This is a genomic window from Amycolatopsis stemonae, from assembly GCF_054781455.1.
This window is the reverse complement of sequence record NZ_BAAGUJ010000032.1, coordinates 1-24,134: the sequence shown is the minus strand read 5'-3', so window position 1 is coordinate 24,134 and position 24,134 is coordinate 1. Positions and strand designations below refer to the sequence as shown.

General features: G+C 71.9%; 26 protein-coding genes and 1 pseudogene. 12 read left to right on the top strand and 15 right to left on the bottom strand.

Features of this window, described 5'->3' with window-relative positions; translation table 11 throughout:
- Positions 1–294 precede the first annotated feature (294 nt).
- Positions 295–450: a hypothetical protein gene (locus ACYVLJ_RS47845; RefSeq protein ID WP_460443735.1), complete on the top strand. Its 156-nt coding sequence runs from the start codon at positions 295–297 to the stop codon at positions 448–450.
- Positions 451–466: 16 nt separating this feature from the next.
- Here ACYVLJ_RS47845 and ACYVLJ_RS47840 read toward each other — a convergent pair whose 3' ends face one another.
- Positions 467–1,417 carry a LuxR C-terminal-related transcriptional regulator gene (locus tag ACYVLJ_RS47840; protein WP_460443734.1) on the bottom strand — a complete coding sequence of 317 codons (951 nt, stop codon included), beginning with the start codon at positions 1,415–1,417 and terminating at the stop codon, positions 467–469.
- Between the two features lie 153 nt (positions 1,418–1,570).
- Positions 1,571–1,993, bottom strand: coding sequence for a DUF5709 domain-containing protein (locus ACYVLJ_RS47835; protein ID WP_460443733.1), 423 nt, complete (start codon positions 1,991–1,993; stop codon positions 1,571–1,573).
- A 97-nt stretch (positions 1,994–2,090) separates the two neighbouring features.
- Between ACYVLJ_RS47835 and ACYVLJ_RS47830 the strand changes: the two genes are divergently transcribed.
- Positions 2,091–2,918: a cyclase family protein gene (locus tag ACYVLJ_RS47830; RefSeq protein ID WP_451984333.1), complete on the top strand. Its 828-nt coding sequence runs from the start codon at positions 2,091–2,093 to the stop codon at positions 2,916–2,918.
- A 43-nt stretch (positions 2,919–2,961) separates the two neighbouring features.
- Here the strand turns inward: ACYVLJ_RS47830 and ACYVLJ_RS47825 are convergent, their stop codons facing one another.
- Both ACYVLJ_RS47825 and ACYVLJ_RS47820 read right to left on the bottom strand, forming a co-directional pair.
- On the bottom strand, positions 2,962–5,265 hold the full coding sequence (locus ACYVLJ_RS47825; RefSeq protein ID WP_460443732.1) for a putative bifunctional diguanylate cyclase/phosphodiesterase: 2,304 nt from the start codon (positions 5,263–5,265) through the stop codon (positions 2,962–2,964).
- Between the two features lie 178 nt (positions 5,266–5,443).
- On the bottom strand, positions 5,444–6,151 hold the full coding sequence (locus ACYVLJ_RS47820) for an SDR family NAD(P)-dependent oxidoreductase (RefSeq protein ID WP_460443731.1): 708 nt from the start codon (positions 6,149–6,151) through the stop codon (positions 5,444–5,446).
- Between the two features lie 148 nt (positions 6,152–6,299).
- Between ACYVLJ_RS47820 and ACYVLJ_RS47815 the strand changes: the two genes are divergently transcribed.
- Complete coding sequence (locus ACYVLJ_RS47815) at positions 6,300–6,932, top strand: TetR/AcrR family transcriptional regulator (protein WP_460443730.1); 633 nt, start codon at positions 6,300–6,302, stop codon at positions 6,930–6,932.
- Here the strand turns inward: ACYVLJ_RS47815 and ACYVLJ_RS47810 are convergent.
- Positions 6,929–7,096: a hypothetical protein gene (locus tag ACYVLJ_RS47810; protein WP_460443729.1), complete on the bottom strand. Its 168-nt coding sequence runs from the start codon at positions 7,094–7,096 to the stop codon at positions 6,929–6,931. The genes ACYVLJ_RS47815 and ACYVLJ_RS47810 overlap by 4 nt on opposite strands.
- A gap of 40 nt (positions 7,097–7,136) precedes the next feature.
- The gene (locus ACYVLJ_RS47805) at positions 7,137–7,307 is read right to left on the bottom strand and encodes a hypothetical protein (protein WP_460443728.1); all 171 of its coding nucleotides are present in this window, start codon (positions 7,305–7,307) and stop codon (positions 7,137–7,139) included.
- A 434-nt stretch (positions 7,308–7,741) separates the two neighbouring features.
- Between ACYVLJ_RS47805 and ACYVLJ_RS47800 the strand changes: the two genes are divergently transcribed.
- Positions 7,742–8,533, top strand: a complete 792-nt coding sequence (locus ACYVLJ_RS47800) for a hypothetical protein (protein ID WP_460443727.1) — start codon at positions 7,742–7,744, stop codon at positions 8,531–8,533.
- Positions 8,534–8,537: 4 nt separating this feature from the next.
- Here the strand turns inward: ACYVLJ_RS47800 and ACYVLJ_RS47795 are convergent, their stop codons facing one another.
- Entirely contained in the window at positions 8,538–11,072 is a 2,535-nt protein-coding gene (locus ACYVLJ_RS47795) for an ATP-binding protein (RefSeq protein WP_460443726.1), read from the bottom strand.
- 362 nt (positions 11,073–11,434) lie between these two features.
- On the opposite strand from ACYVLJ_RS47795, the gene shbA reads away from it, so the two are divergent.
- Entirely contained in the window at positions 11,435–12,064 is a 630-nt protein-coding gene (shbA, locus tag ACYVLJ_RS47790) for an RNA polymerase sigma factor ShbA (RefSeq protein WP_460443736.1), read from the top strand.
- Positions 12,065–12,067: 3 nt separating this feature from the next.
- Here the strand turns inward: shbA and ACYVLJ_RS47785 are convergent, their stop codons facing one another.
- Positions 12,068–12,370 carry a cupin domain-containing protein gene (locus tag ACYVLJ_RS47785; protein ID WP_460443725.1) on the bottom strand — a complete coding sequence of 101 codons (303 nt, stop codon included), beginning with the start codon at positions 12,368–12,370 and terminating at the stop codon, positions 12,068–12,070.
- Positions 12,371–12,390: 20 nt separating this feature from the next.
- Positions 12,391–12,888 (bottom strand): sigma-70 family RNA polymerase sigma factor, encoded by a 498-nt coding sequence (locus ACYVLJ_RS47780; RefSeq protein ID WP_451984351.1) that lies wholly within the window; start codon positions 12,886–12,888, stop codon positions 12,391–12,393.
- 179 nt (positions 12,889–13,067) lie between these two features.
- Between ACYVLJ_RS47780 and ACYVLJ_RS47775 the strand changes: the two genes are divergently transcribed.
- Positions 13,068–13,427: a VOC family protein gene (locus ACYVLJ_RS47775; protein WP_460443724.1), complete on the top strand. Its 360-nt coding sequence runs from the start codon at positions 13,068–13,070 to the stop codon at positions 13,425–13,427.
- A 43-nt stretch (positions 13,428–13,470) separates the two neighbouring features.
- Here the strand turns inward: ACYVLJ_RS47775 and ACYVLJ_RS47770 are convergent, their stop codons facing one another.
- Positions 13,471–13,836, bottom strand: a complete 366-nt coding sequence (locus ACYVLJ_RS47770) for an RNA-binding S4 domain-containing protein (RefSeq protein ID WP_451984355.1) — start codon at positions 13,834–13,836, stop codon at positions 13,471–13,473.
- A 224-nt stretch (positions 13,837–14,060) separates the two neighbouring features.
- Here ACYVLJ_RS47770 and ACYVLJ_RS47765 point away from each other — a divergent pair, with 224 nt between their 5' ends.
- Positions 14,061–15,599, top strand: a complete 1,539-nt coding sequence (locus ACYVLJ_RS47765; RefSeq protein WP_460443723.1) for a GMC family oxidoreductase — start codon at positions 14,061–14,063, stop codon at positions 15,597–15,599.
- A gap of 31 nt (positions 15,600–15,630) precedes the next feature.
- On the opposite strand, the gene ACYVLJ_RS47760 is transcribed toward ACYVLJ_RS47765, so the two are convergent.
- Both ACYVLJ_RS47760 and ACYVLJ_RS47755 read right to left on the bottom strand, forming a co-directional pair.
- Positions 15,631–16,116: a carboxymuconolactone decarboxylase family protein gene (locus ACYVLJ_RS47760; protein ID WP_451984359.1), complete on the bottom strand. Its 486-nt coding sequence runs from the start codon at positions 16,114–16,116 to the stop codon at positions 15,631–15,633.
- Positions 16,113–17,189 carry an NAD(P)H-dependent amine dehydrogenase family protein gene (locus ACYVLJ_RS47755; protein WP_460443722.1) on the bottom strand — a complete coding sequence of 359 codons (1,077 nt, stop codon included), beginning with the start codon at positions 17,187–17,189 and terminating at the stop codon, positions 16,113–16,115. Before ACYVLJ_RS47755 ends, ACYVLJ_RS47760 begins: the two co-directional genes overlap by 4 nt.
- Before the next feature lie 116 nt (positions 17,190–17,305).
- On the opposite strand from ACYVLJ_RS47755, the gene ilvD reads away from it, so the two are divergent.
- On the top strand, positions 17,306–18,997 hold the full coding sequence (gene ilvD / locus ACYVLJ_RS47750; RefSeq protein WP_451984363.1) for a dihydroxy-acid dehydratase: 1,692 nt from the start codon (positions 17,306–17,308) through the stop codon (positions 18,995–18,997).
- Here the strand turns inward: ilvD and ACYVLJ_RS47745 are convergent.
- Positions 18,987–19,574 carry a TetR/AcrR family transcriptional regulator gene (locus ACYVLJ_RS47745; RefSeq protein ID WP_460443721.1) on the bottom strand — a complete coding sequence of 196 codons (588 nt, stop codon included), beginning with the start codon at positions 19,572–19,574 and terminating at the stop codon, positions 18,987–18,989. The two genes, ilvD and ACYVLJ_RS47745, sit on opposite strands and share 11 nt — an antisense overlap.
- A 54-nt stretch (positions 19,575–19,628) precedes the next feature.
- Here ACYVLJ_RS47745 and ACYVLJ_RS47740 point away from each other — a divergent pair, with 54 nt between their 5' ends.
- Entirely contained in the window at positions 19,629–20,369 is a 741-nt protein-coding gene (locus ACYVLJ_RS47740; RefSeq protein WP_460443720.1) for an alpha/beta fold hydrolase, read from the top strand.
- On the opposite strand, the gene ACYVLJ_RS47735 is transcribed toward ACYVLJ_RS47740, so the two are convergent.
- Positions 20,347–21,705, bottom strand: a complete 1,359-nt coding sequence (locus ACYVLJ_RS47735) for a class I adenylate-forming enzyme family protein (protein ID WP_460443719.1) — start codon at positions 21,703–21,705, stop codon at positions 20,347–20,349. The genes ACYVLJ_RS47740 and ACYVLJ_RS47735 overlap by 23 nt on opposite strands.
- 15 nt (positions 21,706–21,720) lie before the next feature.
- Positions 21,721–22,128, bottom strand: a complete 408-nt coding sequence (locus tag ACYVLJ_RS47730; RefSeq protein WP_451984371.1) for an SsgA family sporulation/cell division regulator — start codon at positions 22,126–22,128, stop codon at positions 21,721–21,723.
- Positions 22,129–22,452: 324 nt separating this feature from the next.
- Between ACYVLJ_RS47730 and sigK the strand changes: the two genes are divergently transcribed.
- The 3 genes and pseudogenes from sigK to ACYVLJ_RS47715 all read left to right on the top strand — a co-directional run.
- The gene (sigK, locus tag ACYVLJ_RS47725; RefSeq protein WP_451984373.1) at positions 22,453–23,049 is read left to right on the top strand and encodes an ECF RNA polymerase sigma factor SigK; all 597 of its coding nucleotides are present in this window, start codon (positions 22,453–22,455) and stop codon (positions 23,047–23,049) included.
- Positions 23,046–23,750 carry an anti-sigma factor gene (locus ACYVLJ_RS47720; protein ID WP_460443718.1) on the top strand — a complete coding sequence of 235 codons (705 nt, stop codon included), beginning with the start codon at positions 23,046–23,048 and terminating at the stop codon, positions 23,748–23,750. Before sigK ends, ACYVLJ_RS47720 begins: the two co-directional genes overlap by 4 nt.
- Before the next feature lie 95 nt (positions 23,751–23,845).
- Positions 23,846–24,134 (top strand): annotated as a pseudogene (locus tag ACYVLJ_RS47715) (fasciclin domain-containing protein); the annotation flags it as partial.

The window sequence follows — 24,134 nt, the reverse complement described above, 5'->3', positions numbered from 1 at the left end:
ACCACCGGTGACCGGCACAACGCATGATCGCCAACCCGCAAGCAGGCGGCAGCGACGCTACGAGCCAGGTCACCAGCGGCCAGGATCCCAACCACCGCAACAGCGGCAACACCACCCTGACACTGACCCGACGCTAGGGGCGTCCGGGCGGTGGCACACCGGTCGAGGGCGGCCAACGTCCGGTTCCGGCCGGGCGGACGGTGGCCGGAACCGGACAGTGGCCGAACCCGCCCCTGCCGCCGTCCGCGCGGCGGCCCTAGCTTGGGCGGGGAAGATCTTCGGGAGGGGACGAACATGATCAAGCGTGCGCTGGCCGCCCTGCTCACCGCGGCGGCGATCGTCGCGACCGCGGCCGCCCCGGCGGCGGCCGCCACCGAGCCGACCGGCAAGCCCAAGACGGACTGCGTGTGGATCTGGACCGCGAAGGGGCCGGTCTGCCACTGGCAGTAGCGCGGGGTGCGTGCGCTCACCCCAGCCAGCCGAGCCGCGTGGCCGCGAAGACCGCGGCCACGCGGTTGTCCGCCTGCAACGCCTCCAGCAACCCCTGCACGTGCCGCCGCACGGTGCGTTCGCTCACGTCCAGGTGCCGGGCGATCGCGCCGTCCGTCATGCCCGTCGCCAGCAGGTCCAGGACCTTCGCCTGGGTCGGCGTCAGACCGTGCCGGGGCGTGGCCCCCGCCACCGCCACCGCCTGGCTCCAGACCAGCTCGAACAGCATCCGCAGCGCCGCGACGATCGTCGGGCTGCGGACGAACAGCGCGCCCTCCATGCCGCTCGGGTCCAGCGGGACCAGTGCCGAATGGCGGTCCGCGATCACCATCTTCATCGGCAGTTCCGGCGCCACCCGCATCGTCCACCCCGCCGCCACGCTCGCGTCGACGACCTCCTTCGCACCGTCGAACTCCAGCGCCGCGCGCTCGTAGACGTTGCGCAGGACGACACCGCGCTCGGTGACCGCGTCGGGCAGCTTCATCACCGTGCTCGCGTCCGGCTTGCGCTTGAAGTGCCGCGTGGTGAACGTGAGGAACTCCTCGCGCGCGGACAGGCACAGCTCCAGCGACAGCGAGCCGATGCGCCGCGGGTCGGTCAGCACCTCGACGGCCGAGTCGCCGCCCGAGCCGTTCGCCGCGCGGTACACCGCCTGCAGCGTGTCGAGCTGCTGGCGCGCGGCGACGATCTGCCGCTGCTGCTCCAGCAGCCGTTGCTGCGCGCCCAGGATCGCGTGGTCGACCGCGCGGACCGGCTCCATCGGCGCGAAGACCGGGTCGTCGCGGTAGTCGCGGCGCACGAACCCGCGGTCGAGCAGTTCCCGCATCTCGGCGCTCTCGGCCCGCGGGTCGTCCAGCGGCAACGGCCCGGTGCGCACCATGGCGTCGTAGAGCGCGCCCGCGCCGGGTGTCAGCAGCCCTTCCAGCATCGGTGTCCCCTTCCGGCAGCGCGGGCGGGCCCGGCCGGATCCGGACATGACCGCTCTGCCGCCTACCCCACGCACCGGACGGGCGAAAGGATTAGGCCGGTCGCCGAATCGGGGGCCGGACCCGGCGAGGGGGCGGGTCCGGCCGCCGGGCACCTACCAGCGGCGCGACGGGTCGATCACGTGGACGGCCGCTTCCTCCGCCGAAGCCGCGCCGCCGTCGACACCCGCGTCGGACGCGTACAGCTCTTCGTCGCTGTCTTCGCCGAAGCCTTCGTCGGTGGCCACCAAGCGGCCCGCGCGGACGTCGCCGACCTCGTCGTCGATCAGCTCGCCGTCGGTGTCCTCGCTGTCGCCGAGGCCGTCACCCTCTTCGGACGCCAGGTCCGGGACCTCGCGGGCCAGCCGGCGCTCCCAGCTTTCGCCCTCGGCGGCCTCGCGCGCGGTCGTGCCCCATTCTTCCGTGCCCCGCGGGCGTTCCGGCGGTGAATAACCCTCCGCCAGCTCGTCGCGGTCGTCCAAAGTGTCCTCGGGGTCGAGGATCCCTTCGTCGGCGTGGTCTTCGATGTCGTCGTCCATGCGCCCATCCTCGCGCAACTCCTTGGCCCCGCGCGGCTCGGGTGATATCACCGTGCAGGCACACCGCACGGGCGGTGTTCCGGTGAAAGGTGATCCCATGCCGATGAGACGCAGGGTGCTGGCCGCGGGGCTGGCGGGGGTGTTCGGCGCCGCGCTGTCCGGGCGGACCGCACAGGCCGCCACGACGGTGCCGCCGGTGCGGCTCGACCAGCTGAACCTGGTCAGCCTCTCGCACGTCAACGACCCCGCCACGACGAACGTGTTCCCCGGTGACCCGGCCTTCTCGCTGGAAACCATCGCCACGATCCCGAACGACGGGTACTACCTGCAGTTCGTCCGCGAAGGCGAGCACACCGGGACGCACTGGGGCGCGCCCGGCCACTTCAACACCGGGCAGCCGCTCGCCGACGAAATGGACCCGGAGGACCTGTTCCGGCCCGCCGTGAAGATCGACGTGCGGGCGAAGGCCGGGAACAACCCGGACTACGGCGTGACGGTCGACGACCTCAAGGCCTGGGAACGCCGCAACGGCCGCATCCCCGACGACGCCGTCGTGGTGCTCTGGACCGGTTGGGACGCCAAGTGGGGCACCCCGGCCTACCCGAACACCGACGCCGACGGTGTGCTGCACCAGCCCGGGTTCTCGATCCCGGCGGTCCAGTGGCTGATCGACACCGGGCGGATCGGCCGCCGCGGCGGGACGGGCACCGACACGTTCAGCCCGGACGTCGGCACGGACGAGACGTACACGGTGTCGAAGCTGGTGTACCAGCGGCACCGGATCAGCCTGGAGATCCTGGCGAACCTCAAGGCCCTCCCGACGACGGGCGCGTGGGTGCTGGCGGGCGGCCCGATCAACCGCAGGGGCGCGGGCTCGACGGCGACGGTCTTCGGCGTCCTCCCACCCGGCGTGCACGCGGACTGACGATGTCGTGAGTGAGAAACGGGGTGCCAGCCCGGTTTCTCACTCACGACAGCTGCGGCAGACCCGTGAGCCGCAACGCCGGGAGCGCGGCCGGGCGGCCGTACAGGTAGCCCTGTGCCGTCGTGCACCCCGCCGCGGTGACCAGCGACGCCTGCTCCGGCGTCTCGATCCCTTCGGCGACGACGTCCAGGTCCAGGTCCGCGCACAACCCGACCAGCGACCGGCACAACGCGGCGTCACGCTCCGGCTGGACCCCGGTCGTCAACGCGCGGTCCAGCTTGATCAAGTCGACCGGCAGGGCGTGCAGCACGGTCAGGGAGCTGTACCCGGCGCCGAAGTCGTCCAGCGCGACGCGCACCCCCAGTGCCTGCAGCCGCCGGATCGCCGCGGCGCCCGCGGCCAGGTCCGGCACCGGCACCGTCTCGGTGATTTCGACGACCAGCCGTGCCGCGGGCAGCCGGTAGCGGCCCAGCGCGGCTTCGACGCTCTGCTCCAGGGCCGCGGCCCCGAGCCGGCTCGCGCAGACGTTGACGTGCACGGTCAGGTCCACCCCGGCCGCGGTGATCTCCCGGCAGGCCAGGTCGAGCACGAGCGCGTCCAGCTCGGCGCCGAGCCCCGCGCCTTCGGCCGCGCGGACGAACGTCTCGGGCGACACCGACGTCCCGTCGCGCATGGTCCAGCGGGCCAGGGCCTCGACGGCCACCGGCGTCTCGTCGGCCAGCCGGACGATCGGCTGGAACACCAGCCCGAAGCCCTCCGGAATGCCACCCGAAGCCCGGCGCAGCGCGGACGGGAAGTCGGGCGGGCCGTCCTGGGACGGCCGGTAGACGACCGTCGTGTCCTTGCCGAGCCGCTTGCCCGCGTACATCGACGTGTCCGCGCGGCCCAGCAGCACGTCCGACGTCACCAGCGGCTCGGCCGGGTCCGGCACGACCAGGCCCATGCTCGCGCGCACCGGCACCAGCGTTCCGTGCACGGCGAACGGCCGCCGCAGCACGCCCTGGATGCGGTCGGCGACGGCCTGCGGCGCGTCCAGCTCGCCCTCCAGGAGGATCGCGAACTCGTCACCGCCCAGGCGCGCGACCGTGTCGCCCGCGCGCACGCAGCTCAGCAGCCGCTGGGCGACCGCGTGCAGCAGGACGTCCCCGCCCGCGTGCCCGAACCGGTCGTTGACCTCCTTGAAGTCGTCGAGGTCGACGAAGATCAGGACGAGCGGGTGGCCGGTGGACTCGACGGCCCGGTCGAGCCGGTCGGCGAACAGCGCGCGGTTGGCCAGCCCGGTGAGCGGGTCGTGGTAGGCCTGGTGCGTCAGCTGCTGCTGTCCTTCGTAGACCCGCCGCAGCAGCAACCTGTTGTCCAGCAAGGAAAGCAGCTGCCGCGCGAGCACGAGGAACACCACTAGCACGCCGACGAACACCTCGACGCCGTCCGGGCCGGCGCCGGCCACCAGCTGCACGGTGATCAGCAGTGCGACGGCGGTGACCGGGACGTACGGCAGCGCGAGCTGCCACCAGTCGACCCCGGCGGCCGAGCCGGCGTCGTCCCGGCGCCGCGAGCCGGGCGTCACCAGCAGCGCGAACGCGATGAACATCGGGCCGAGCACGAACCCGCCGTCCGACCACGGCTTCATGCTCTCCGCGCCGATGCTGACGAGGTAGGCGAACACGCTGTCGGAGCAGGCCAGCGCGACGATCCCGACCGCGGCCAGCAGCAGGTTCGCCCGGTACGGCCGGTCCACCCGGTCGAACACGACCAGCAGCACCGCGACGACCACGATCACCAGGTCCGACAGCGGGTAGGAGATGGCGACGGCCCAGGTCAGCTTGTCCGGCGCGGTGGCCCGGACCAGCTGCCCGAGCGCCGCGGTCCAGGTGAGGATGAACAGCGAGCCGGTGACGATCAGTCCGTCGAGGACGACCGCGACGCCGAAGTGGGCGGTCCACTGCGCGGGCTGCCAGCGTTCGCGGTCCGGCCGGATCCGCGCCCGGGCCAGCACGAACAGCGCCGCGAGCGCGAACACCGGGAAACTCAGGTAGCCGACGTCGGCCAGCGACGGCGAGGGCAGCCCGCGCCCGTCGACCAGCTGGTACCAGGACCACACGCACTGGCCGAGCGACCAGCCGGCCATCCCGATCGCGACGAGCACGCGCCACCAGCGCTGGTGCCCGCGGACGCGGCGGGCGGAGAGGATGCCGCAGACGACCGCGCCGACCCCCGCGCCGAGCTGCATGGCGTCGTCGATCCAGAGGGCGAAGGTGTCACCCCACCACGCGAAGCCGTTCACCACGACCAGGGCCGCCGTGACGACGACGAGGAGGGCCGCGACTGGGTACCGCCGCACTGTCATGGCACCTCACGTGGGTCACCCGCCGGTCGGACCGGGAAACACTACACCGGACGGACGCCGTGGCCGGCTCACCGCACCGGTGGCCGGCACCCCGCGTCAGGCGATGTCACGGCGGTGCGGCCGAGCACGCCGAACCCGTCCGGGTAAGCGGCCGTCGGCCCGTGTACGGCTCTTGCGTCTACGCCGGTGTGCGTACGCCGCCGTCGACCGGCAGGCCGGCGCCCGTGACGAAGCGGGCCGCGTCGGAAGCCAGGAACACGACGGCGTCGGCCACGCCGGTGACCGGCCCGTCGGCCGTTCCCGCCGGTACCGGATCGGGGTAGACGCAGTTGACGCGCACGCCGTAGCCGAGCTTCTCGGCCTCCGTCGCGGCGACGCGCGTCAGCCGGTCGACCGCCGACTTCGTCGCGGAGTAGGCGGCGATTCCCGGCACCGCGGCAACCGACGCGACGGTGACGACCGCGCCGCCCCGGCCGGCCGGGCCGCCCGGGCGCATCGCGCGGAACGCGTGCTTGAGGCCGAGCGCGGTGCCGAGGACGTTGACGTCGAGCATCCGGCGCACCTCGGCCGGGTCGAGGTCGGCGATCGGACCGGAGATCTCCACCCCGGCGTTCGTGACCAGGATGTCCAGGCCACCGAGCTCGCCGATCGTGGCGGAAACGGCCCGCTCCCAGCTCGCGTCGTCGGTGACGTCGAGGTGGACGAACGCGGCGGCGGCACCGGTCTGCTTGAGCGCGTCGGCCGTCTCGCGGCCCAGGGCGTCCTCGATGTCCGCGATCACCACGGCCGCACCGGCTTCGGCCAGCGCCGCCGCCATCCCGGCTCCCTGGCCCCGCGCGCCCCCGGTGACCAGGGCCGCGCGCCCGGTCAGGTCGTAACGGGCCATCGGACAGCTCCTCCTCGAGACGGCAGGCGCCCAGCATCGGCCAGTGCTGGACAGGCGTCAAGCGATTCTTGGACACTTGTCCAGTAAAAGCTGGTCAGGTGATCGATAGACTGGGCACGACCCACTGGAGAACCGACGGACGGTGCAGGTGACTGAGGCGAAGGAGCGGACCCGGGACCGCATTTCCCGCCGCCAGGTCGACAAGTTCGACCAGCGGCGGGCGCAGCTGGCGGAGTCCGCGCTGCAGACGCTCGCCGAGCTCGGCTACGCGCGCACCAGCCTGCGGGAGATCGCGCAGAACTCGGACTTCTCCCACGGCGTCCTGCACTACTACTTCGCCGACAAGGTCGACCTCCTGACCCACTGCGTGCGGCAGTTCGAGGAAGTCTGCGTCACCCGCTACGACGAGCTCGTCGCCCGCGCGCAGACGGCCGAGGAGCTCGAGAAGGACTTCGCGGCGGCCATGGCCGCGACGCTGCGCGCGGACGCCAAGATGCACCGGCTCTGGTACGACCTGCGCAACCAGAGCCTGTTCGAAGAGTCCTTCCGCGCCGACGTGCTCGAGATCGACCGGCGGCGCGAAGAGATGATCCACCACGTCGTCGCCCGCTACGCGGACCTGGCCGGCGGCGCGGAGGACGTCCCGCAGCCGGTCGCGTACGCCCTGCTCGACGGCCTTTTCCAGCAGGCACTGCTGCGGCACCTGGCCGGGCAGGAGGATGCCGCGGCCGAGCTCGAACGGGACGTCCCGTCCGTGCTGGCGCGGATCGTCGCGCGCTAGGGGCCCAGGCGCTGGTGCGGCGTCTGCGGCGCCGGCACGACGAACGCGATCGCCGTCGCGGCCAGTCCCGCGAACAAGGACAGGTGGGCCGCGGCCGGCACGGCTGTGAGCAGGAACAGCCGCAGCGTCCCCGAGATCAGCAGGCGCCACATCTTCGGGTTCATGATCGACAAGTACCCCCGCCCCGCGCGCGGCGAACCATGATCACCCGCCGGGGTGGCGCACCTGTGCCTGGTGCGCCACGACCACCGGCGTGCTCGCGGGGGCCGGTGCGGTGTCCTCGTGCCCGCCCAGCGCGACGCCGGCCACGAGGGCCACCGCCACCAGCCAGAAAGCCGAGCGCAGGAGCAGCGAAAACGAACAGATGACCTTCATTCCGACTCCTTCGACATGAGCGCGCGAGGGCGGCGCGCGGCCACCCGGGAACACCCCGTGATCTTGTGGATTATCGCCGCGTAATCGATGCGGCCCACCAAGAATGCGGCCGCCGGGAAGAGACCGGCAAGGGGTTTCCCGTTTCCCGTCGCGACGGGAGAGGAAACCGCGGGATAACGATCCGATGGGTGCCGCATGATCGACTGGACATCGGCGTCGGCGCTGACGAACATTGACCCCCGGCGTGGACGGGTGAGGGAGGAACGGTGGACTTCACTGCGGCGGACGTAGTCGGTGAGCTGAAGCTCCTGCGCAAAGGGAGGGGAATTTTCACCACGCCGCTCGCGGACCGCGTCGGACCCGCATTGCGCGCCACATGTGGCATTTTGGAAGATGACGACACCGTGGAGACGAGGCGTAAACTCTCGGCCCGATTGCGGCCCCTCGTCGAGTCGCTGCCGGACGATCTGAAGATCGCGCTGCTGGCCGCGTTCGCGCTGGACGAGCGGGCGCGAAAGCCGTTCTACCAGGAACGGGTGCACTGGGCGGCGATCACGCTCGACCGGGACGACCGGACGGTGCGGCGCCGGATCGACGAAGGGATCGAGCACGTCGCGGCAATGGCCGTCGCGGCCGGCGAGCCGGATCTCGGACCGCGCTATCCGAGCCGCAGTTGGCACACCGAAGAACTGCGCGTGTCGCTGGCTCTCGACCAGCCGGTGGCCGAGGCGTTCGAATTCCGCCGGGTCGTCGCCGACGCCGACGAAATCGCCGAGCTGGACCTGGCGCTGACGCTCACCGTGCGCGGCGAATCCGGTGATTCGGTTCGCGAGTCCGATCTCGAGGTCGACGTGTTCCACGGCGGTGTGCTCGCCGGTCGCGCGATGGAGTCGAGTGACCGGATCGGCTTGGCCCTGCGGTTGCCGGGGCCGTTGCGGCGCGGAGAGCGCCACGACGTCGGTCTGCGATTCCGCGCGAACATGCGGGAACCGCATTACATCTGCGTGCCACGGCACCCGTGCGATCTGTTCGACCTGCACGTCCGGTTCGGCGACCGGGTGCCGGACCGGATCGTGCGGCTGGAAAAGGCGTTCCAGAACGACACGCGTTCGCCGCGCGGCGCGGAACTGGCGACCGACGGCGCCGGCGAGGTGCACGTCCGGTTCCGCAACCTCGCGCCGGGCTTCGCGTACGGGATCAGGTGGCAGCCCTCCGGCGCCGGTTGAGGGGTCACCGTCCGGGCCAGACCAGCCGTTCGAGCGTGTGGAGCGCGGACACGAACGGCAGGGGCAGCCGCACGACCTGCTGCGCGGCGCGTGCCTTGGCCGCAAGCAGGGGACCGGCGCCGACGGCTTCGCGGGCGGCGTCGTCGACGAGTCTCGTCGCCTCCTCACGTGGGCCGCGACCGCTGAGGGCGAGCGCGAGCCCGAGGTCGAGGCGGGTTTCGAGGGTCTCCGGGTGCGTCCGGCCCAGCAGCCGGATCTGGGGTCCGAGGAGGGGCTCGAGCAGGTCGGCCTGCCGGTCGAACTCGCGCAGCCGCGCGTGGGCGAGGCCCAGCGCGTGCCGGACCCGGAAGTGCAGCCGGTGGTCGTCGCCGAGCACCCGCCGCACGGTTTCGCCGGCCTTGGTGAGCGCTTCGAGCGCGAGCTGGGGTTGGCCGGCGGCCAGCAAGGCCCGCCCGGCGTGGACGGAGGCGATCAGGGTGAGCGGGTGCTCGGCACCGTAGTGCTCGGTGTACGTCGTCTGGAGGGCGGCGGGTTCTTCGTCGGCCAGGGCCAGGGTGGCGTCCGCGCGGATCAGTTCGGCTTCGGGTTCTTCGCCGGTGACGACCTGCCGCGCCCGGGCCGGTTGCCCGGTCTGGAGGAGGTTTCGCGCGTATTCGAGGTTCAGCCGGTCGCGGAGGACGTCGGGCAGGTCGGCGAAGGCGGGTTCGAGCAGGGCGATGGCCTGGTCGGGCCGCCCGCGAAGCCGTTGGGCGACGGCCGCGTGGAGGCGTTCTTCGGGGGAGGCGGGAAGGTGACCGAGCCAGAAGGTCCGATCGGCTTCGGCGTAGTCCCCGAGAGCATCGAGAGCCTGGGCGGCGACCAGAGCGGCGGCGCGGTGCCCGCCTTCATCGGCGGCGAGGGCCAGAGCTTCCCGCGCATGCCCGACGGCTTCGGAGTCCAGCCCACAGTCGAGTTCACCACGAGCGGCGGCGACGAAGTCCGCGGAGGTGGCCTGGCCGGTGGCCAGGATCGCGGCATGGATTTCCCCGGCGGTGCCGGAATCCCCGAGGCATTCGTGAGCGGCGGCAAGCGGCCGCAAGAGAGCGACCCGGTGCGCCGGTACCCGATCGGCGAGGGCCCGGGCGTGCTGGAGCAGCAGGTAGACGCGGTTGGCTGCCGGTTCGGCCGAGACCTCGCCCGGGCCGGGCACATCTCCGCCAGTCCCGCCGGGCGCTGGTTCGTTGGCCGGGCCGGGGGCGGCGCCGCCTGGGCTGGGCATGTCTCCGCCGGTCCCGCCGGGCGCTGGTTCGTTGGCCGGGCCGGGGGCGGCCCCGCCTCGGTTAGGCCCATCCCTGCCGGGTGCTGTCTCGTCAGCCGGTCCGGCGGAAACCTGGCCCGAGCCGCCCACCGAAGCCGTACCGAAAAGCACACCCCCGAGCACCTCCCGGTCCGGCAAGGCGTCGAGCACCGCCTCCGCCGCCCGATCGGGGCACAACTCACCGAACTCACCGGCCGCCACCTCGACCGCAAGCCCCTGGAGGCGCACTCCGCCGTCCGCAAGGGCAGCGAACCCGTGCGTCACCAGCTCCGCCACCGCTGCCTCGAACTCCGCCGGGGCCGGCGCCCCCAACGCCGCCCGCGCCACCTCGGGCGGGATCGCCGCCGGGGCCAGCACCGCGCCCAGCCGCAGCAAGTCGCGCGCAAGCCGGCCCGTCGAACGCAACACCTCCCGGATCGCCTCCGGGGCCGTGTCCGGCACGGAACCACGCTGGAGGAACGCCGCCGCCCGCAGTGTCATCGGGTGGCCGTCGCAGCGGGCCGCGAACGACGCCGGGAGTGCCGGCCGCGCCGCCTCCGCCGGCGTCAGGCCGGGGACGTCGACCGTGGCCGCGTTCCACCTGGGCTGGGCGAACCGGCTGGTCACGAGCGTGCGGACCGATCCGGCCGGGAGGAGAATCCGGTCGAGGACGCCCGGGGGCAGCCCGGCCGGGACGTCGTCCACCAGCAGCAGCACCTTCGAGCCCGCCGCCTCGATCCGGGCCGCCAGCCGCCTGCGCAACCGCTCGAAGCCCGGCGCCCGCACGCGGGCCGCCGTCGCCAGGGCGAGGTGGAACTGGGGCAGGAAGTCGTCCGGGTCGAGGCCGCCGAACGGGCCGGTCCGCAGCACCGGGCCGCCGAACCGGCCGAACAGGTCCGCGTACCGCTCCGCCAGTGTCGTCTTGCCGGTGCCCGGCAGCCCGCGCAGCAGCACCACCCGACGCGCGGTCAGTGCACTGTGGACGGTCCCCAGCACCGACGGCCCGAACGGGCCCGCCGTCTCGGCGACCCTCTCGCGGACCCGGCGCACCAACGCTTCGAGCGGCTCGCCCGGAACGGTCGTCAGCACGCGGTCCGTCCCGCCCGCACAATCGGCCAGCAGGACGCGCGACACGGCGATCATGTCGAAATCGTCGAACGGATTGCCCGGGAAAACGCGCAGGCCGTCGGCGCGCAACGCTTTTTCGATGCGGTCGTCCGGCCCGGGACACAGGAACACGTCGAACCGGTCGGGGGCCGTCATGGGGGCTCCGGTGGCGTTCAATGGGTGATCATGGGTTCGGTTCCCGCAGGTCGAGGTCGGTCACGCGCCAAGGATCGGCGGCCGCGGTGAATTCGCTACCGGAATCGGTGCGGTGGCAGGATCTGTCCAGTATTTGACCCGCCCGGCGGGGATGACCGCCGGGTAACCCCGAATGGCCGTTTCTGGTTAACGGACAATATCTGGACAAGAACCTCGGCTCTGCAACGTTGCTGGTCAGCGCCTCGATTACTCCGGATGTCGGACAGGGAAATCGTGGCCAACCGTCCCAGGACCATTGTGGTCCGCCGCGGACGACGGGACCCGTCCGGTGGACGATGCGAGGAGGGAAACCCGTGGAAACCATGATGGCGGAGACGGCGGTCGAGGGCTACGTCGTGCTCGACGAGCTGCCGCGGCCCGAGGGCAAGCTGACGAAGGAGCAGCTCGACCCGGTCGTCGCGGCGGCGCGCACCGGTGACCAGGACGCCGTGCAGGCCCTGCTGCGGCTCATCAAGCCGACGGTCGTGCGCTACTGCCGCGCCCGGATCGGCGGCCGCGACCTGTCCTACCTGTCGGCCGACGACGTCGCGCAGGAGGTGTGCCTGGCCGTGCTGAAGGTGCTGCCCGGCTACCAGGACCGCGGCGGCTCGTTCCTGTACCTCGTGCGCGCGATCGCCGCGAACAAGGTCGCCGACGCCTTCCGCTCGGTGGCGCGCGACCGGTCGAAGCCGGTGCCGGAGCTGCCGGACCGGCCGCTGGGCGGCAACGAGCCGGAGAGCCACGTGCTCGGCTTGGACCTCGGCGCCCGGCTCGGCCGGCTGATGGCGTCGCTGCCGCCGCTGCACCAGGAGATCCTGTCGCTGCGGATCGTCGTCGGCCTGTCGGCGAACGAGACGGCGGAGGCGCTGGGCATCTCCGCCGGCAACGTCCGCATCACGCAGTACCGGGCGCTGACGAAGCTGCGCGGCATGATCCCCGCCGGCGGCTTCTGAGCGTCACTCCAGCCACTCGGTGACGAAGTGGTCGCTCTCGTGGATGTGCACGGCCTCGTAGACGCCGGGGCCGAGCACGGCGAACTTGTGCGGGACCCCGGCGGGGACCACCCGCACGTCCCCGGCTGCACCGTCGCGTTCCTCGCCGCCGACGGTGAACCGGGCCCGCCCCCGGATGATGACGAACGTTTCCGCGTAGGGGTGCCGGTGCAGCCGCGGCCCGGACCCGACGACGTCGGTGCTTTCGCGGATGACGGAGATCCCGGACCCGACGTCGCGCCCTTCGAAGTTCTCGCTGTCGCTCACCCGGCCAGGGTAACGCCGGATCAGCCGCCGACGGCCTTGCGCAGCTGGCCGAGAGCCCGGTGCTGGGCGACGCGCACCGCGCCCGGCGTCGACCCGACCACCTCGGCGGTTTCGTCCGCCGAAAGCCCGACGACCACGCGCAGGACCACGATTTCCCGCTGCTTCTCCGGCAGCACCTGCAGCAGCTTGCCCATGCGCTCGCCCAGTTCGCGCTGCAGTGCGTGGTGCTCGGGGTCCATCGAAGGGTCGGCCTCTTCGGGGACTTCGGCGACCGGCTCGTCCCACTGCCGCGCCGCGGCCTTGCGGGCGAGGCCGACGTGCTGCCGCGCGATGCCGCACACGAACGCGGGGAACGATCGCTCCGGTGGCCGCCGCGGCAGCGCCCGCAGCACCGCGATGCACACTTCCTGCGCGACGTCGTCGGCCGATTCGGGATCGAGACGGGCGCGGCAGTAGCGCACGACGAGCGGCCGCGCCGCGGCGAGCAACAGTTCCGGAGCTTCCACTGCGGTGGTCATGAGTCCCCTCCGTGCCGTCCGGCACGGGAACTACCCACTCTGCCGAGCGCTAGACAGGGTCACCGGAATTCCCCGCTATTTCCGGGAATCCGCCGTGGCGATCATCGATCCGTCGCTCAGCGCGCGAGATGACCTCCGAAGCGTGGCACCCCGGCTCGTGGCCGTGGCACGCTGGGGTCATGACTTTCGGCCTGCACCACGTCCAGCTGGCCATCGCGCCGGGCAGTGAAGACCGCTGCCGCGAGTTCTACGCCGGGGTGCTCGGCCTGACCGAGGTGCCGAAGCCGGCCGCGCTCGCCGGGCGCGGCGGGCTGTGGCTGCGGGGTGGCTCGCTCGAACTGCACCTCGGCGTCGAAGCGGACTTCCGGCCCGCCCGCAAGGCGCACCCGGGCATCCTCGCCGACGACCTCGACGCGCTGGCGGCGCGCCTGGAAGCGCACGGCGCCGCCGTCGAATGGGACGACGGTTTCCCGGGGCACCGCCGGTTTTACACCCACGACTGCCTCGGCAACCGGCTGGAATTCCTGGGCCCGGCGTGAGACGACCGACTCATTTCGCGGTGAATGAGTCGGTCGCGACAAATCAGAAGTCGCGCTGCCGGAACTCGTCGAGCACGCGACGCTCCTTTTTGGTCGGCCGGCCCGCGCCGCGGTCGCGGCGGGCGACCGGGATCGCGCTTTCCGGTGGCGGCTTCGGCGTCCGGTCCAGGTAGCACGTCACGGCGTCCGGTGCGCCCACGCGTTTCTGGATCACCCGTACCACGTCGAGGATCCTGGTCGTCCCGCCGACGCGCAGCCGGACTTCGTCGCCCGGTACCACGGTCGTCGCGGGCTTCGCCGGCTTGTCGTTGACGCGCACGTGTCCGCCCCGGCACGCGGCTGCGGCGTCCGGGCGTGTTTTCGTCAGCCGGACCGCCCAGAGCCAGCGGTCCACTCGGGTCGACTCCACAGTCGTCCATCATGGCCCATTCAGCGGAATCCGTGCGCAACCCCAGGAGGTTACTGGCGGGTATATGTCGACTTGTCTGCACCGCTGAGTTATAACCTGTTCTAATATACCTCAACGGTGAGGACCATCACATGAGTGACGAACCCGTGTGGACAACAACTTCTGGGACTCTTTCCCGTCGGCTATTCATCGCTGGAACTGGTTCTATCCTGGCGGCCGCCGCAGTGGCCGGTCGTGCCGCCGCCGCAACGCCGCGGACCACCGTCATCGCCGACGCCGCCCGCGTGCCCGCCCTGGTGGTCGGCTCCGGCTACGGCGGTTCGGTCGCCGCCCTGCGGCTGGCCCAGGCCGGCATCGACGTGCAGCTCGTCGAAATGGGCATGGCCTGGGACACGCCCGGCTCCGACGGCAAGATCTTCGCCAACACGACCAGCCCGGACCAGCGTTCGTTCTGGTTGCGCACCAGGACGAAGCAGCCGCTGTCCAACTTCCTCGGGTTCCCCATCGACAAGGACATCCCGAAGTACACCGGCATCCTCGACGCGGAGGAGTTCGGCGGGATCATCGTGTACCAGGGCCGCGGCGTCGGCGGCGGCTCGCTCGTCAACGGCGGCATGGCCGTCACGCCGAAGCGGGAGAACTTCGGCGCGATCCTCCCGACCGTCGACGCCGACGAGATGTACGGCACATACTACCCGCGCGCGAACGCCGGCCTCGGCGTCGGGCTCGTCGACCCGGCGTGGTTCGACTCGGCCGAGTGCTACCAGTACGCGCGGGTCGGCCGGAAACAGGCGCAGCGGTCCGGGTTCCCGTTCGTGTTCGTCCCGGACGTCTACGACTGGAACTACATGCAGCAGGAGCAGGCCAACACCGTGCCGCGCTCGGCGCTGGCCGGGGAAATCCTGTACGGCAACAACTACGGCAAGAAGTCGTTGCAGAAGACCTACCTGCCGCAGATCAGGGCGACCGGCCGCGTCACCATCTCGCCGCTGCACCGGGTGTCTTCGGTGACGCCCGCGTCTGGCGGCGGGTATGCGGTGACGCTGGAGCAGCTGGACACCACGGGCGCGGTGATCGCCACGAAGAGCGTCACCGCGGACAAGGTGTTCTTCGCCGCGGGCAGCGTCGGCACGAGCAAGCTGCTGGTGAAGCTGAAGGCGACCGGCGCGCTGCCGAACCTGAACGGCGAGGTCGGCCGGAACTGGGGCGACAACGGCAACGTGATGGTCGGGCGCGCCAACCAGATCTGGGACCCGACGGGCAGCCTCCAGTCGTCGATTCCCTGCGGTGGCATCGACAACTGGGCCGCCGGCGGCGCGTTCGCCGAAGTGGCGCCGCTGCCGACCGGGATCGAGACGTGGGCGTCGTTCTACCTGTCCATCACGAAGAACCCGAACCGCGCGCAGTTCTCGTGGAACCCCGCGACGCAGAAGGTCGACCTGAACTGGCAGACGGCCTGGAAGCAGCCGGGGATCGACATGGCCAAGACCATCTTCGACAAGATCAACGCCAAGGAAGGGACGATCTACCGCACCGACCTCTTCGGCGTGTACAAGATCTGGGGCGACCACCTGACGTACCACCCGCTCGGCGGCGCGGTGCTCGGCAAGGCGACCGACAACTACGGCCGGCTGGCCGGGTACCAGGGCCTGTACGCGATCGACGGCTCCCTGATCCCGGGCAACACCAGCGTCAACCCGTTCGTGACGATCACGGCTCTGGCCGAGCGCAACATCGAGAAGATCATCGCCACGGACTTCTGACCCGCGGTCCGTGAGGGGCGGCTCCCGCCCCTCACGGCCGGTGGGACGGCAGCACGCAGACGGTGTCCAGGCCCAGGACGTGGTTCAACCGTCCGAAAGCGAGCCACGAACCCAAGCTCATGCTCAGCTCGACGATCTCCTTTTGGCTGTACTGCGAAGACATCCGCTTCCAGAACTCGTCGTCCAGGTTGTGGTGGTCGGTCGCGTACCGCTCGGCGTACTCCGCCGCGAGCCGCGTGCGCTCGTCGAAGAGGTCCGTCGTGCGCCACTCGGAAACCGCGTCCGCGAACTCCTCTTCGACCTTGACGCCGTCGCGCTCGGTGCGCCAGTCCAGGCAGAAGACGCACCCGTTGATCTGCGCGATCCGCAGCCGCGCGGCCTCGAACTCCCGCAGCCCCAACGTGGTGTGCGAGTACACGGCCAGCGAGAACTGCGACGCGGCGATGCCGATGCCGGGCACCATTTCGCCCCAGACGTACCCGATCGGGTCCTTGCCCTCGGGGATGTCGATGTTCACGGACGCCTCCTTCCGAGCTTGCCGGCTGCCGGGCGCAGCGGGACGTCGAGTGCGTCGTACAGACCGGGCTCCGCGGCGGCCAGCCAGTCGATCGCGCCGACGAGCCGGCCGACCGCGGTCGCATTGCCGCCCGCGGACCGGTTTTCGCCTTCGTCGGAAGCTTCGACGCTGACCTCGATGCGCGGCCGGCCTTCGATGATCACGCGGTGCGCGCCGTCGCCGCTGGGCGGTGTCGGCCAGTCCGGCGCGCACGACGGGTGGATGCGCGTGACGTGCTCGATGACGATCCGCGGCTCGCCGTCGACGATGCCCTGCACCTCGAACCGCACCGCGCCCTGCGTGCCCTTCGCGAACTCACCCATCGTCCGCGTGGTCACGGTCTCCTCGAGCGGACGCCGGTGCAGCGTCTCGCGCAGTTCGCCGACTTCGACGCCGAGGCCGCGCGCGATCAGCCGGACCTGCCCGCCCCAGACCATCGACGGCACGCCGGTCATCAGCATCGGCGGGGCGTAGTCCATCGGCTGGCCCATGCCGACCAGGTACCGCACGGAGTCGGGCTGCTCGTAGGTCGAGTAGTCGAAGATCTCCTGGCAGCGGATGACGTCGACGTCGGTGCCGAGCCCGCTGATCAGCAGCGGCAGCACGTCGTTGCCCCAGCCCGGGTCGACGCCGGAGACGAACAGCGAGCCGCCGCCGTCCGCGATCGCCTTCAGCACCGGCTCGCGCAGCTCAGGCGGCGCGTTGCGCTGGTCGTAGAGCGGGTAGAGCGCCGGCGTCACGACGATCGCGCCCGCGCCGATCGCCCGCACGATGTCGGCGAGGGCGTCGTCGAACCGGACGTCGCCGGAGGCGGCGTAGACGACGGCCTGCGGGCTCGCGGCCAGCACGGTGCCGACGTCGTCGGTGGCGGCGACGCCCAGCGGGCCGACTCCGGCCAGTTCGCCGGCGTCCTTGCCGACCTTCGCCGGGTCGTGGACGAGCACCGCGGTCAGCTTCAGCGCCGGATGCGCGTCGACGGCCCGGATCGCCGCCCGGCCGACGTTGCCCGTGCCCCACACCACTGTGGCGATCATCTGCCCGAGTTTTCGCGGTCCGCGCAGGCCCCGAAAAGGGAATCGTTCCGGCCAGCGGACCGCGCGGACGCGGGTAGCATGCAGTGCGTCCGAACGTCGTACCGGAGGGCCCCGCGATGACGATCGATCCGAAACCCCGCAGCCGCACGGTGACCGACGGGATCGAGGCCGCGCCCGCCCGCGGCATGCTGCGTGCCGTCGGGATGGGGGACGGCGACTGGCGCAAGCCGATCATCGGCGTCGCCAGTTCGTGGAACGAGATCACCCCGTGCAACCTGTCGCTCGACAGGCTGGCCCAGGCGGCCAAGGAAGGCGTGCACGCGGCCGGCGGCTACCCGCTGCAGTTCGGCACCATCTCGGTGTCCGACGGCATCTCCATGGGCCACGACGGCATGCACTTCTCGCTGGTGTCCCGCGAGGTCATCGCGGACTCGGTCGAGACGGTGATGCAGGCCGAGCGGCTCGACGGCTCGATCCTGCTGGCGGGCTGCGACAAGTCCCTGCCGGGCATGCTGATGGCCGCCGCCCGCCTCGACCTGGCGTCGGTGTTCCTCTACGCGGGCACGATCGCCCCCGGCTGGGTGAAGCTGACCGACGGCACCGAGAAGGACGTCACGCTGATCGACGCCTTCGAGGCGGTCGGCGCGTGCCGGGCGGGTCGTCTCGGCGAGGCCGACCTCGACCGCATCGAACGCGCCATCTGCCCGGGTGAAGGCGCCTGCGGCGGCATGTACACCGCGAACACGATGGCGTCGGCGGCCGAAGCGATGGGCATGAGCATGCCGGGGTCGGCCGCGCCGCCGTCCGCGGACCGCCGCCGCGACCACTACGCCCACCTTTCCGGGGAAGCGGTCGTCGGACTGCTCGAAAAGGGCATCACCGCGCGGGACATCTTGACGCGCGAAGCGTTCGAGAACGCGATCACCGTCATCATGGCGCTCGGCGGCTCGACGAACGCCGTGCTGCACCTGCTGGCCATCGCGCACGAAGCCAAGGTCGAGCTGACCCTGGACGACTTCAACCGCGTCGGCGACCGCGTCCCGCACCTGGGCGACCTCAAGCCGTTCGGCAAGTACGTCATGAACGACATCGATCGCCACGGCGGGATCCCGGTGCTGATGAAGGCACTGCTCGACGAAGGCCTGATCCACGGCGACGCGCTGACCGTCACCGGCCGGACCGTCGCGGAGAACCTGGCCGAGCTGGACCCCGACCCGATCGACGGCGAAGTCCTGCGCACGTTCGCCAACCCGCTGCACCCGACCGGCGGCATCACCATCCTGCGCGGCTCGTTCGCCCCGGAGGGCGCCGTCGTGAAGTCCGCGGGCTTCGACACGGCCAACTTCGAAGGCCCGGCGCGCGTGTTCGAGCGCGAGCAGGAAGCGATGACGGCCCTCAACGAAGGCCGCATCGAAGCCGGAGACGTCGTCGTCATCCGCTACGAAGGCCCCAAGGGCGGCCCGGGGATGCGCGAGATGCTGGCGATCACCGCCGCGATCAAGGGCGCCGGGCTGGGCAAGGACGTCCTGCTGATCACCGACGGCCGGTTCTCGGGCGGCACCACCGGTCTGTGCATCGGCCACGTCGCGCCGGAGGCGGTCGACGGCGGGCCGATCGCGTTCGTCCGCACCGGCGACCGGATCGCCGTCGACATCAAGGCCCGCAGCATCGACCTGCTGGTGGACGCGGCCGAGCTGGCGTCGCGCCGGCAGGGCTGGGAGCCGCTGCCGAACAAGTTCCCGGAGGGCGTGCTGGGGAAGTACGCGAAGCTGGTGCGGTCGTCGTCCTACGGCGCCGTCACGAGCTGAGCGCGCGGCGCCACTGCTCCGCGACCTCCCGCGCGAGGCGCTCGGTGTCGATCGCGGCCGGGGTGAGCATGCCCTGCAGGCCGATGCCCCGCAGCTGGCCCAGCACCGACACCGCCACCTGCGCGGGGTCGGCGTCGCCCCGGATCGTGCCGTCGGCGATCCCGGCGGCGACGTCCTCGCGAAGGTCCGCCCGGAACGCCTCGTCGCGCTCGCGGAAGAGCGCGGCGAGGTGGGGATCGGTGACCGATTCCGCCCACAGCACCAGGAAAGCGCGCGCGGGCACGTCTTCGCGGCCCAGCTCGCGGACGTACCCCGCGACGAGCCGCAGCAGCCGGTCGAGGCCGGGCGGCACGTCCGTGAGGCCGGGCACGAACCCGCTCTGGCTGGCTTTCGCCAGCGATTCGAGGAGCGCCTGCCGGGAGCCGAAGTGGTGGGTCACGATGCCGCGGCTGTAGCCGGCGCGCTCGCCGACGAGGGCGAGCGTCACCGCGCGCACGCCCGCTTCGACCACCAGATCCGCGGCCGCGACGAGCAGAGCGGAGCGGGCGGTGGCGCGGCGTTGTTCCTGAGTGGGCATGGCGACAGGCTAACAAACTTGCGTGTTGACCAACAAGTATGTGAGGGTGGCGGCATGCCTGTCGTCCTCGTGAACGGAAACCCCGAGACCGCCGCGGTCTGGGACCCGCTGTGCGACGAACTGGACCGTGCCGACGTGCTGCGCCTGTCGCCGCCGGGGTTCGGCGCACCGGTGCCGCCCGGCTTCGCCTGCACGGTGACCGGCTACCGCGACTGGCTCGTCGCGGAGCTGGCCGCGCTCGGCGAGCCGGTCGACCTGGTCGGCCACGACATCGGCGGCAGCACCGTCGTCTCGGTCGCGATGACCCGGCCGGACCTGCTGCGCACCTGGGTCAGCGACTCCCTCGGCGTCTTCGACCCGGACTACGTCTGGCACGACCTCGCCCAGCAGTGGCAGACGCCCGGGGACGGCGAGCGGTCGGTCGCGGAGCTGCTCGGCGGCACGGTCGCCACGCGCACGGCACGCATGGCCGGCCGCGGCATCGCCGAACCGGTCGCGGCCCGGCTGGCCGCCGCCCAAGGACCCGAGATGGGCCGGGCGATCCTCACCTTCTACCGCTCGGCCGTCCAGCCGGTGATGGCCGAACTGGGACGTGACCTGCCCGCCGCCGCGGCTCGTCCCGGCCTCGCGGTCCTCGGTGCCGACGACCACCTCGTCGGCTCCGAGGCCCTGCGTCGCCGGTCGGCCGAGCGGGCCGGGGCGCGGGTGCTGGCGCTGCCCGGCGTCGGGCACTGGTGGATGGTGCAGGACCCCCGCGGCGCCGCGCGGGCGCTCACGGAGTTCTGGTCGTCATGAGGGCGCGTTTGTCGACCTTGCCGACGTCGGTGAGCGGCAGGGCGTCGACGAAGTCCAGGCTCGCCGGGACGTAGTGCTCCTGGCCGAACACGGCCCTGGCGTGCGCCTTCAGGTCGTCTTCGGTGACGTCTCCGGCCACGACGACGGCGTGCAGCAGCTGCCCGTCGACGCCCGGGACGCCGAAGACGGCCGCGCTCTCGACGGCCGGGTGCGCGGCGAGCGCGTGTTCGACGACGGTCGTGAGGACCTTCGTGCCGTGCTCGCCGACCACGACGACGTCGTCCGCGCGGTCGAGCAGGTAGAGGTAGCCGTCGTCGTCGAACCGGCCGAGGTCGCCGGTGCGCAGCCAGCCGTCGCCGATCGGCCCGGCGCCGAGGTAACCGTCCATCATGGACAGTCCGCGGACCAGGACCTCGCCGTCTTCGATGCGGGCCTCCATGCCGGGGACGATCCGCCCGACCGAAGTGCGCAGCTCGGGACGCGCGATCAGCTCGGCGGCGGAGATGCTCGCGATCATCGGGGCTTCGGTGAGGCCGTAGCCCTGGCCGACGACCGGGCCGAAGACGTCGAGGGCCTGGGCGAGCCGGTGCGGCGGCAGCGGCGCGGCGCCGAGGGAGAGGGAGCGGACGCTGCTGAGGTCGGTCGTCGCTCTCGCCGGGTGGTCGAGCACGGCGGCGAGCCGCGGCGGCGTCAGGGAGAGCGTGTCGATGCGGTGTTCTTGAATCGCGCCGAGCACAGCGCCCGCGTCGAAACCGTCGTGGAGGACGACGGTGTCGCGCCGCAGGAGCGCGCCGAGCACGGTGGCGTTGCCGGTCATGTGCGTCATCGGTGCGACGAGCAGCGTGCGGCCCGGGCCGTCGGGGTTCGGCGCGAAGATGTGGGCCATGCCGTCGTAGATGCCGCTGTGGCGGATGAGCTTCGGCGTGCCGGTGGTGCCGCCGGTGGGGAACAGCAGGCTGACTTTCCCGGGGAGGTCCAGCGGTTCGGGGTCGCCGTCGAGGTCGTCGAGGGTCCGGACGTCGTACCCGGGCCAGGCGTGCGGCCGGTCGGTGACGACGGTGGCGCCGTCCGCGGCGGCCAGCCGGGCCTGGTGCGGCGCCGAGGCGGGGACCAGCAGCACGGTCGCGCCGCGCAGCAGGGCCGCGAGCTGGACCAGGATCGTCTCGGGCCGGTTGGGCAGGTCGACGGCGATCTTGCCGACCGCGCCGAGGCCCGCGTGCAGCCGGCGCAGGCGGTCGCGGGCTTGGTGGTAGGTCGTGACCCCGCCCGAGTGGAACAGGACGCGGTCACCACCGTCGTCGAGCGCGGCGAGGACCTTGGTCAGGAAGAAGCTCACGCCCGGGGACGGTACTCAGTCCTGGTACGAGAGCTTCGCGAGTTCCTCGTCGAAGTCGAACCAGTCCGTCTCACTCCCGGCCGGGATCACGTCGTAGGTGCGGTCGAGGAAGGCGGCGATCTCCTTCGCCGGCGCTTCGAGCACCGCGGCGCCGTCGGGCGAGGTCAGCTCCACGACGACGAGGGCGGGGTCCGCGGCGGGCCCGACGCGGACGTCGCCGTCGCCGCAGCGGGCGAGCAGGCCGTCGGCGAGCAGGTCGCGTCCGAAGAGCCACCGGACGGCGCTCGTACCGGCGTGCAGCACCACGGCGACCGCGTAGGGGTCACGGGTGTCGTACTCCAGCTCGGCCGGCACCGGCCGCGGCCCCGCGCCGAAGGTGCGCAGGGCGAAGTCGATGCGGGCGCTGGTGACGCTGTCGGCCATAGCGGCTGCCTTTGCTACTCGTCGGTTAACTTCGTCTTGTTCCAGGGATAACCCATAGTGAGTTCAACGCCCAGCGTTCCGAAAAACTTTCACACTCTGGGGTGATCAAGAAGTGGCCGACGTCACCGTCGGCGTGGCCGAACGGGCAACTTTCTCACGCACGGTGACATGACGTTCCGAGCATTCGGAGCCCCGCCCCGGCCGGATGGGTCCCGGTGCCGGAGTTGCACCGTCCGGGTGGGAAGGGTCACCGGAGACCAGTCCGCGGCGCCCGACGGCCGCGAACGCCTCGCAGAAGCAAGGGTGAGGTGGAGGGTGCCGGGCATGGGTGAGCGTGGGCGGCTACGGCTGCATCCGGACGAGGCTCCGGTGCCCGCGGCGAGCGCCGAAGAGCTCTTGCGGCGGGTCGCGGCGGGGGACGAGACGGCGTTCTCGGCGCTGTACGACCTCGTCGCCGGGCCGGTGCTGGGCCTGGCGACGCGCGTGCTGCGCAACCACGCCCAGGCCGAGGAAGTGGCGCAGGAGGTCCTGGTGGAGGTGTGGCGCAAGGCCACCCGGTACGTCCCGGAACGCGGGAGCGCGCTGTCGTGGGTGCTCACGATCGCGCACCGCCGGGCCGTCGACCGCGTGCGCTCGCACCAGGCCGGGGTCGAGCGCGAGGAGCGTGCCGGCCGCATGGACGTCCGGCGGCCGTTCGACGAGGTCACCGAGTCCACATTGGCCGCTCTCGACCAGCAGCGGGTCCGGCAGTGCCTCGACTCGCTCACGGATCTGCAGCGCGAATCGATCGTGCTGGCCTACTACAACGGCTACACGTACCCCGAGGTCGCCGAGGTGCTGAAGGTCGCGCCGGGAACGGTCAAGACCCGCATCCGCGACGGCCTGATCCGGCTGCGTGACTGCCTGGGGGTGGATCGATGACCGCCGAGCTGCACACGTTGACCGGGGCGTACGCGCTGGACGCGGTGTCTCCCCTGGAACGCGCCGACTTCGAGCGTCACCTGGGGGAGTGCGAAGCGTGCCGCCAGGAGGTGGCCGAGCTGCGCGCGACGGGCTCCCGCCTGGCCCTGGCCGCGACGGTCGTCCCGCCGCCGGAGCTGCGGGTGGTGGTGCTCGCCGACGTGGCCCGCACCCGCCAGCTGCCGCCCGTGGTCCCGGCGCCCCGCGCGGCCGAGGGGTCCGTGCGGGGCACCCGGAAGTCCCGCCGTGACAAGGGGTTCCGGCTCCGCGTCACGCTGCTCGGCGCCGCCGCGGCCGCGATCGTCGCGGTCGGCGTCGGCGTCACGACCGCCACCCCGGTGGCTCCCGTCGACTCGGTGCTGTCCGCGCCCGACGCCTCCGCGGTCCAGGGCGTCGGCGAAGGCCAGGCCACGTTGGTCGTGTCGCGCAGCCGGAACCAGGCCGTCCTGCTCGCCTCGGACCTGCCCGCCCTCGACGCCGGCCACGTCTACCAGGTGTGGCTCATCCGCGCCGGCGAGGCGCGCTCGGCCGGGCTCCTGCGGCCGCGGATGCTGATGGCCGACCTCCCGCCGGGCACCGACCGGATCGGCATCACCGTTGAACCCGCGGGCGGTTCCCCCGGCCCGACGACGCCGGCCGTCAGCCGGATCGCCCTCCACTGACCGGAAAGTTACCCGAATGGGTACCAATCCGCTGAGAAGACAGTTCCGAATAACCCGCAAGAAGCAGTTTTCAGCCGCATAATGGAGTGATTTTCGTGTCCAAGCTTCGTGTCGCCGGAATCGGTATCACCACCGTGGCCGCCCTGTCGATGACCGCGTGCAGCAGCAGCGACACCGCTTCCTCCGGCAGCTCCAGCAGTTCGATGGCGCCGTCCTCGTCGATGGCCGCGCCGTCGTCGAGCGCGGCCTCCGGTTCGGCGGACGGCGTGACCACCAACGCCGACGTCTTCGGGCCGGCCTGTTCGCAGCTGCCGCAGGGGTCCGCGCCGGGCTCGCTCGACTCGATGGGCCCGCAGCCGGTCGCCTCGGCCGCCTCGACGAACC

Bases quoted from the DNA above. Each gene is read 5' to 3' on its own strand.
- ACYVLJ_RS47845 (WP_460443735.1), top strand. From the start codon at position 295: ATGATCAAGCGTGCGCTGGCCGCCCTGCTCACCGCGGCGGCGATCGTC.
- ACYVLJ_RS47840 (WP_460443734.1), bottom strand. From the start codon at position 1,417: ATGCTGGAAGGGCTGCTGACACCCGGCGCGGGCGCGCTCTACGACGCC.
- ACYVLJ_RS47835 (WP_460443733.1), bottom strand. From the start codon at position 1,993: ATGGACGACGACATCGAAGACCACGCCGACGAAGGGATCCTCGACCCC.
- ACYVLJ_RS47830 (WP_451984333.1), top strand. From the start codon at position 2,091: ATGCCGATGAGACGCAGGGTGCTGGCCGCGGGGCTGGCGGGGGTGTTC.
- ACYVLJ_RS47825 (WP_460443732.1), bottom strand. From the start codon at position 5,265: ATGACAGTGCGGCGGTACCCAGTCGCGGCCCTCCTCGTCGTCGTCACG.
- ACYVLJ_RS47820 (WP_460443731.1), bottom strand. From the start codon at position 6,151: ATGGCCCGTTACGACCTGACCGGGCGCGCGGCCCTGGTCACCGGGGGC.
- ACYVLJ_RS47810 (WP_460443729.1), bottom strand. From the start codon at position 7,096: ATGAACCCGAAGATGTGGCGCCTGCTGATCTCGGGGACGCTGCGGCTG.
- ACYVLJ_RS47805 (WP_460443728.1), bottom strand. From the start codon at position 7,307: ATGAAGGTCATCTGTTCGTTTTCGCTGCTCCTGCGCTCGGCTTTCTGG.
- ACYVLJ_RS47795 (WP_460443726.1), bottom strand. From the start codon at position 11,072: ATGACGGCCCCCGACCGGTTCGACGTGTTCCTGTGTCCCGGGCCGGAC.
- shbA (WP_460443736.1), top strand. From the start codon at position 11,435: ATGATGGCGGAGACGGCGGTCGAGGGCTACGTCGTGCTCGACGAGCTG.
- ACYVLJ_RS47780 (WP_451984351.1), bottom strand. From the start codon at position 12,888: ATGACCACCGCAGTGGAAGCTCCGGAACTGTTGCTCGCCGCGGCGCGG.
- ACYVLJ_RS47775 (WP_460443724.1), top strand. From the start codon at position 13,068: ATGACTTTCGGCCTGCACCACGTCCAGCTGGCCATCGCGCCGGGCAGT.
- ACYVLJ_RS47755 (WP_460443722.1), bottom strand. From the start codon at position 17,189: ATGATCGCCACAGTGGTGTGGGGCACGGGCAACGTCGGCCGGGCGGCG.
- ilvD (WP_451984363.1), top strand. From the start codon at position 17,306: ATGACGATCGATCCGAAACCCCGCAGCCGCACGGTGACCGACGGGATC.
- ACYVLJ_RS47745 (WP_460443721.1), bottom strand. From the start codon at position 19,574: ATGCCCACTCAGGAACAACGCCGCGCCACCGCCCGCTCCGCTCTGCTC.
- ACYVLJ_RS47740 (WP_460443720.1), top strand. From the start codon at position 19,629: ATGCCTGTCGTCCTCGTGAACGGAAACCCCGAGACCGCCGCGGTCTGG.
- ACYVLJ_RS47730 (WP_451984371.1), bottom strand. From the start codon at position 22,128: ATGGCCGACAGCGTCACCAGCGCCCGCATCGACTTCGCCCTGCGCACC.
- sigK (WP_451984373.1), top strand. From the start codon at position 22,453: ATGGGTGAGCGTGGGCGGCTACGGCTGCATCCGGACGAGGCTCCGGTG.
- ACYVLJ_RS47720 (WP_460443718.1), top strand. From the start codon at position 23,046: ATGACCGCCGAGCTGCACACGTTGACCGGGGCGTACGCGCTGGACGCG.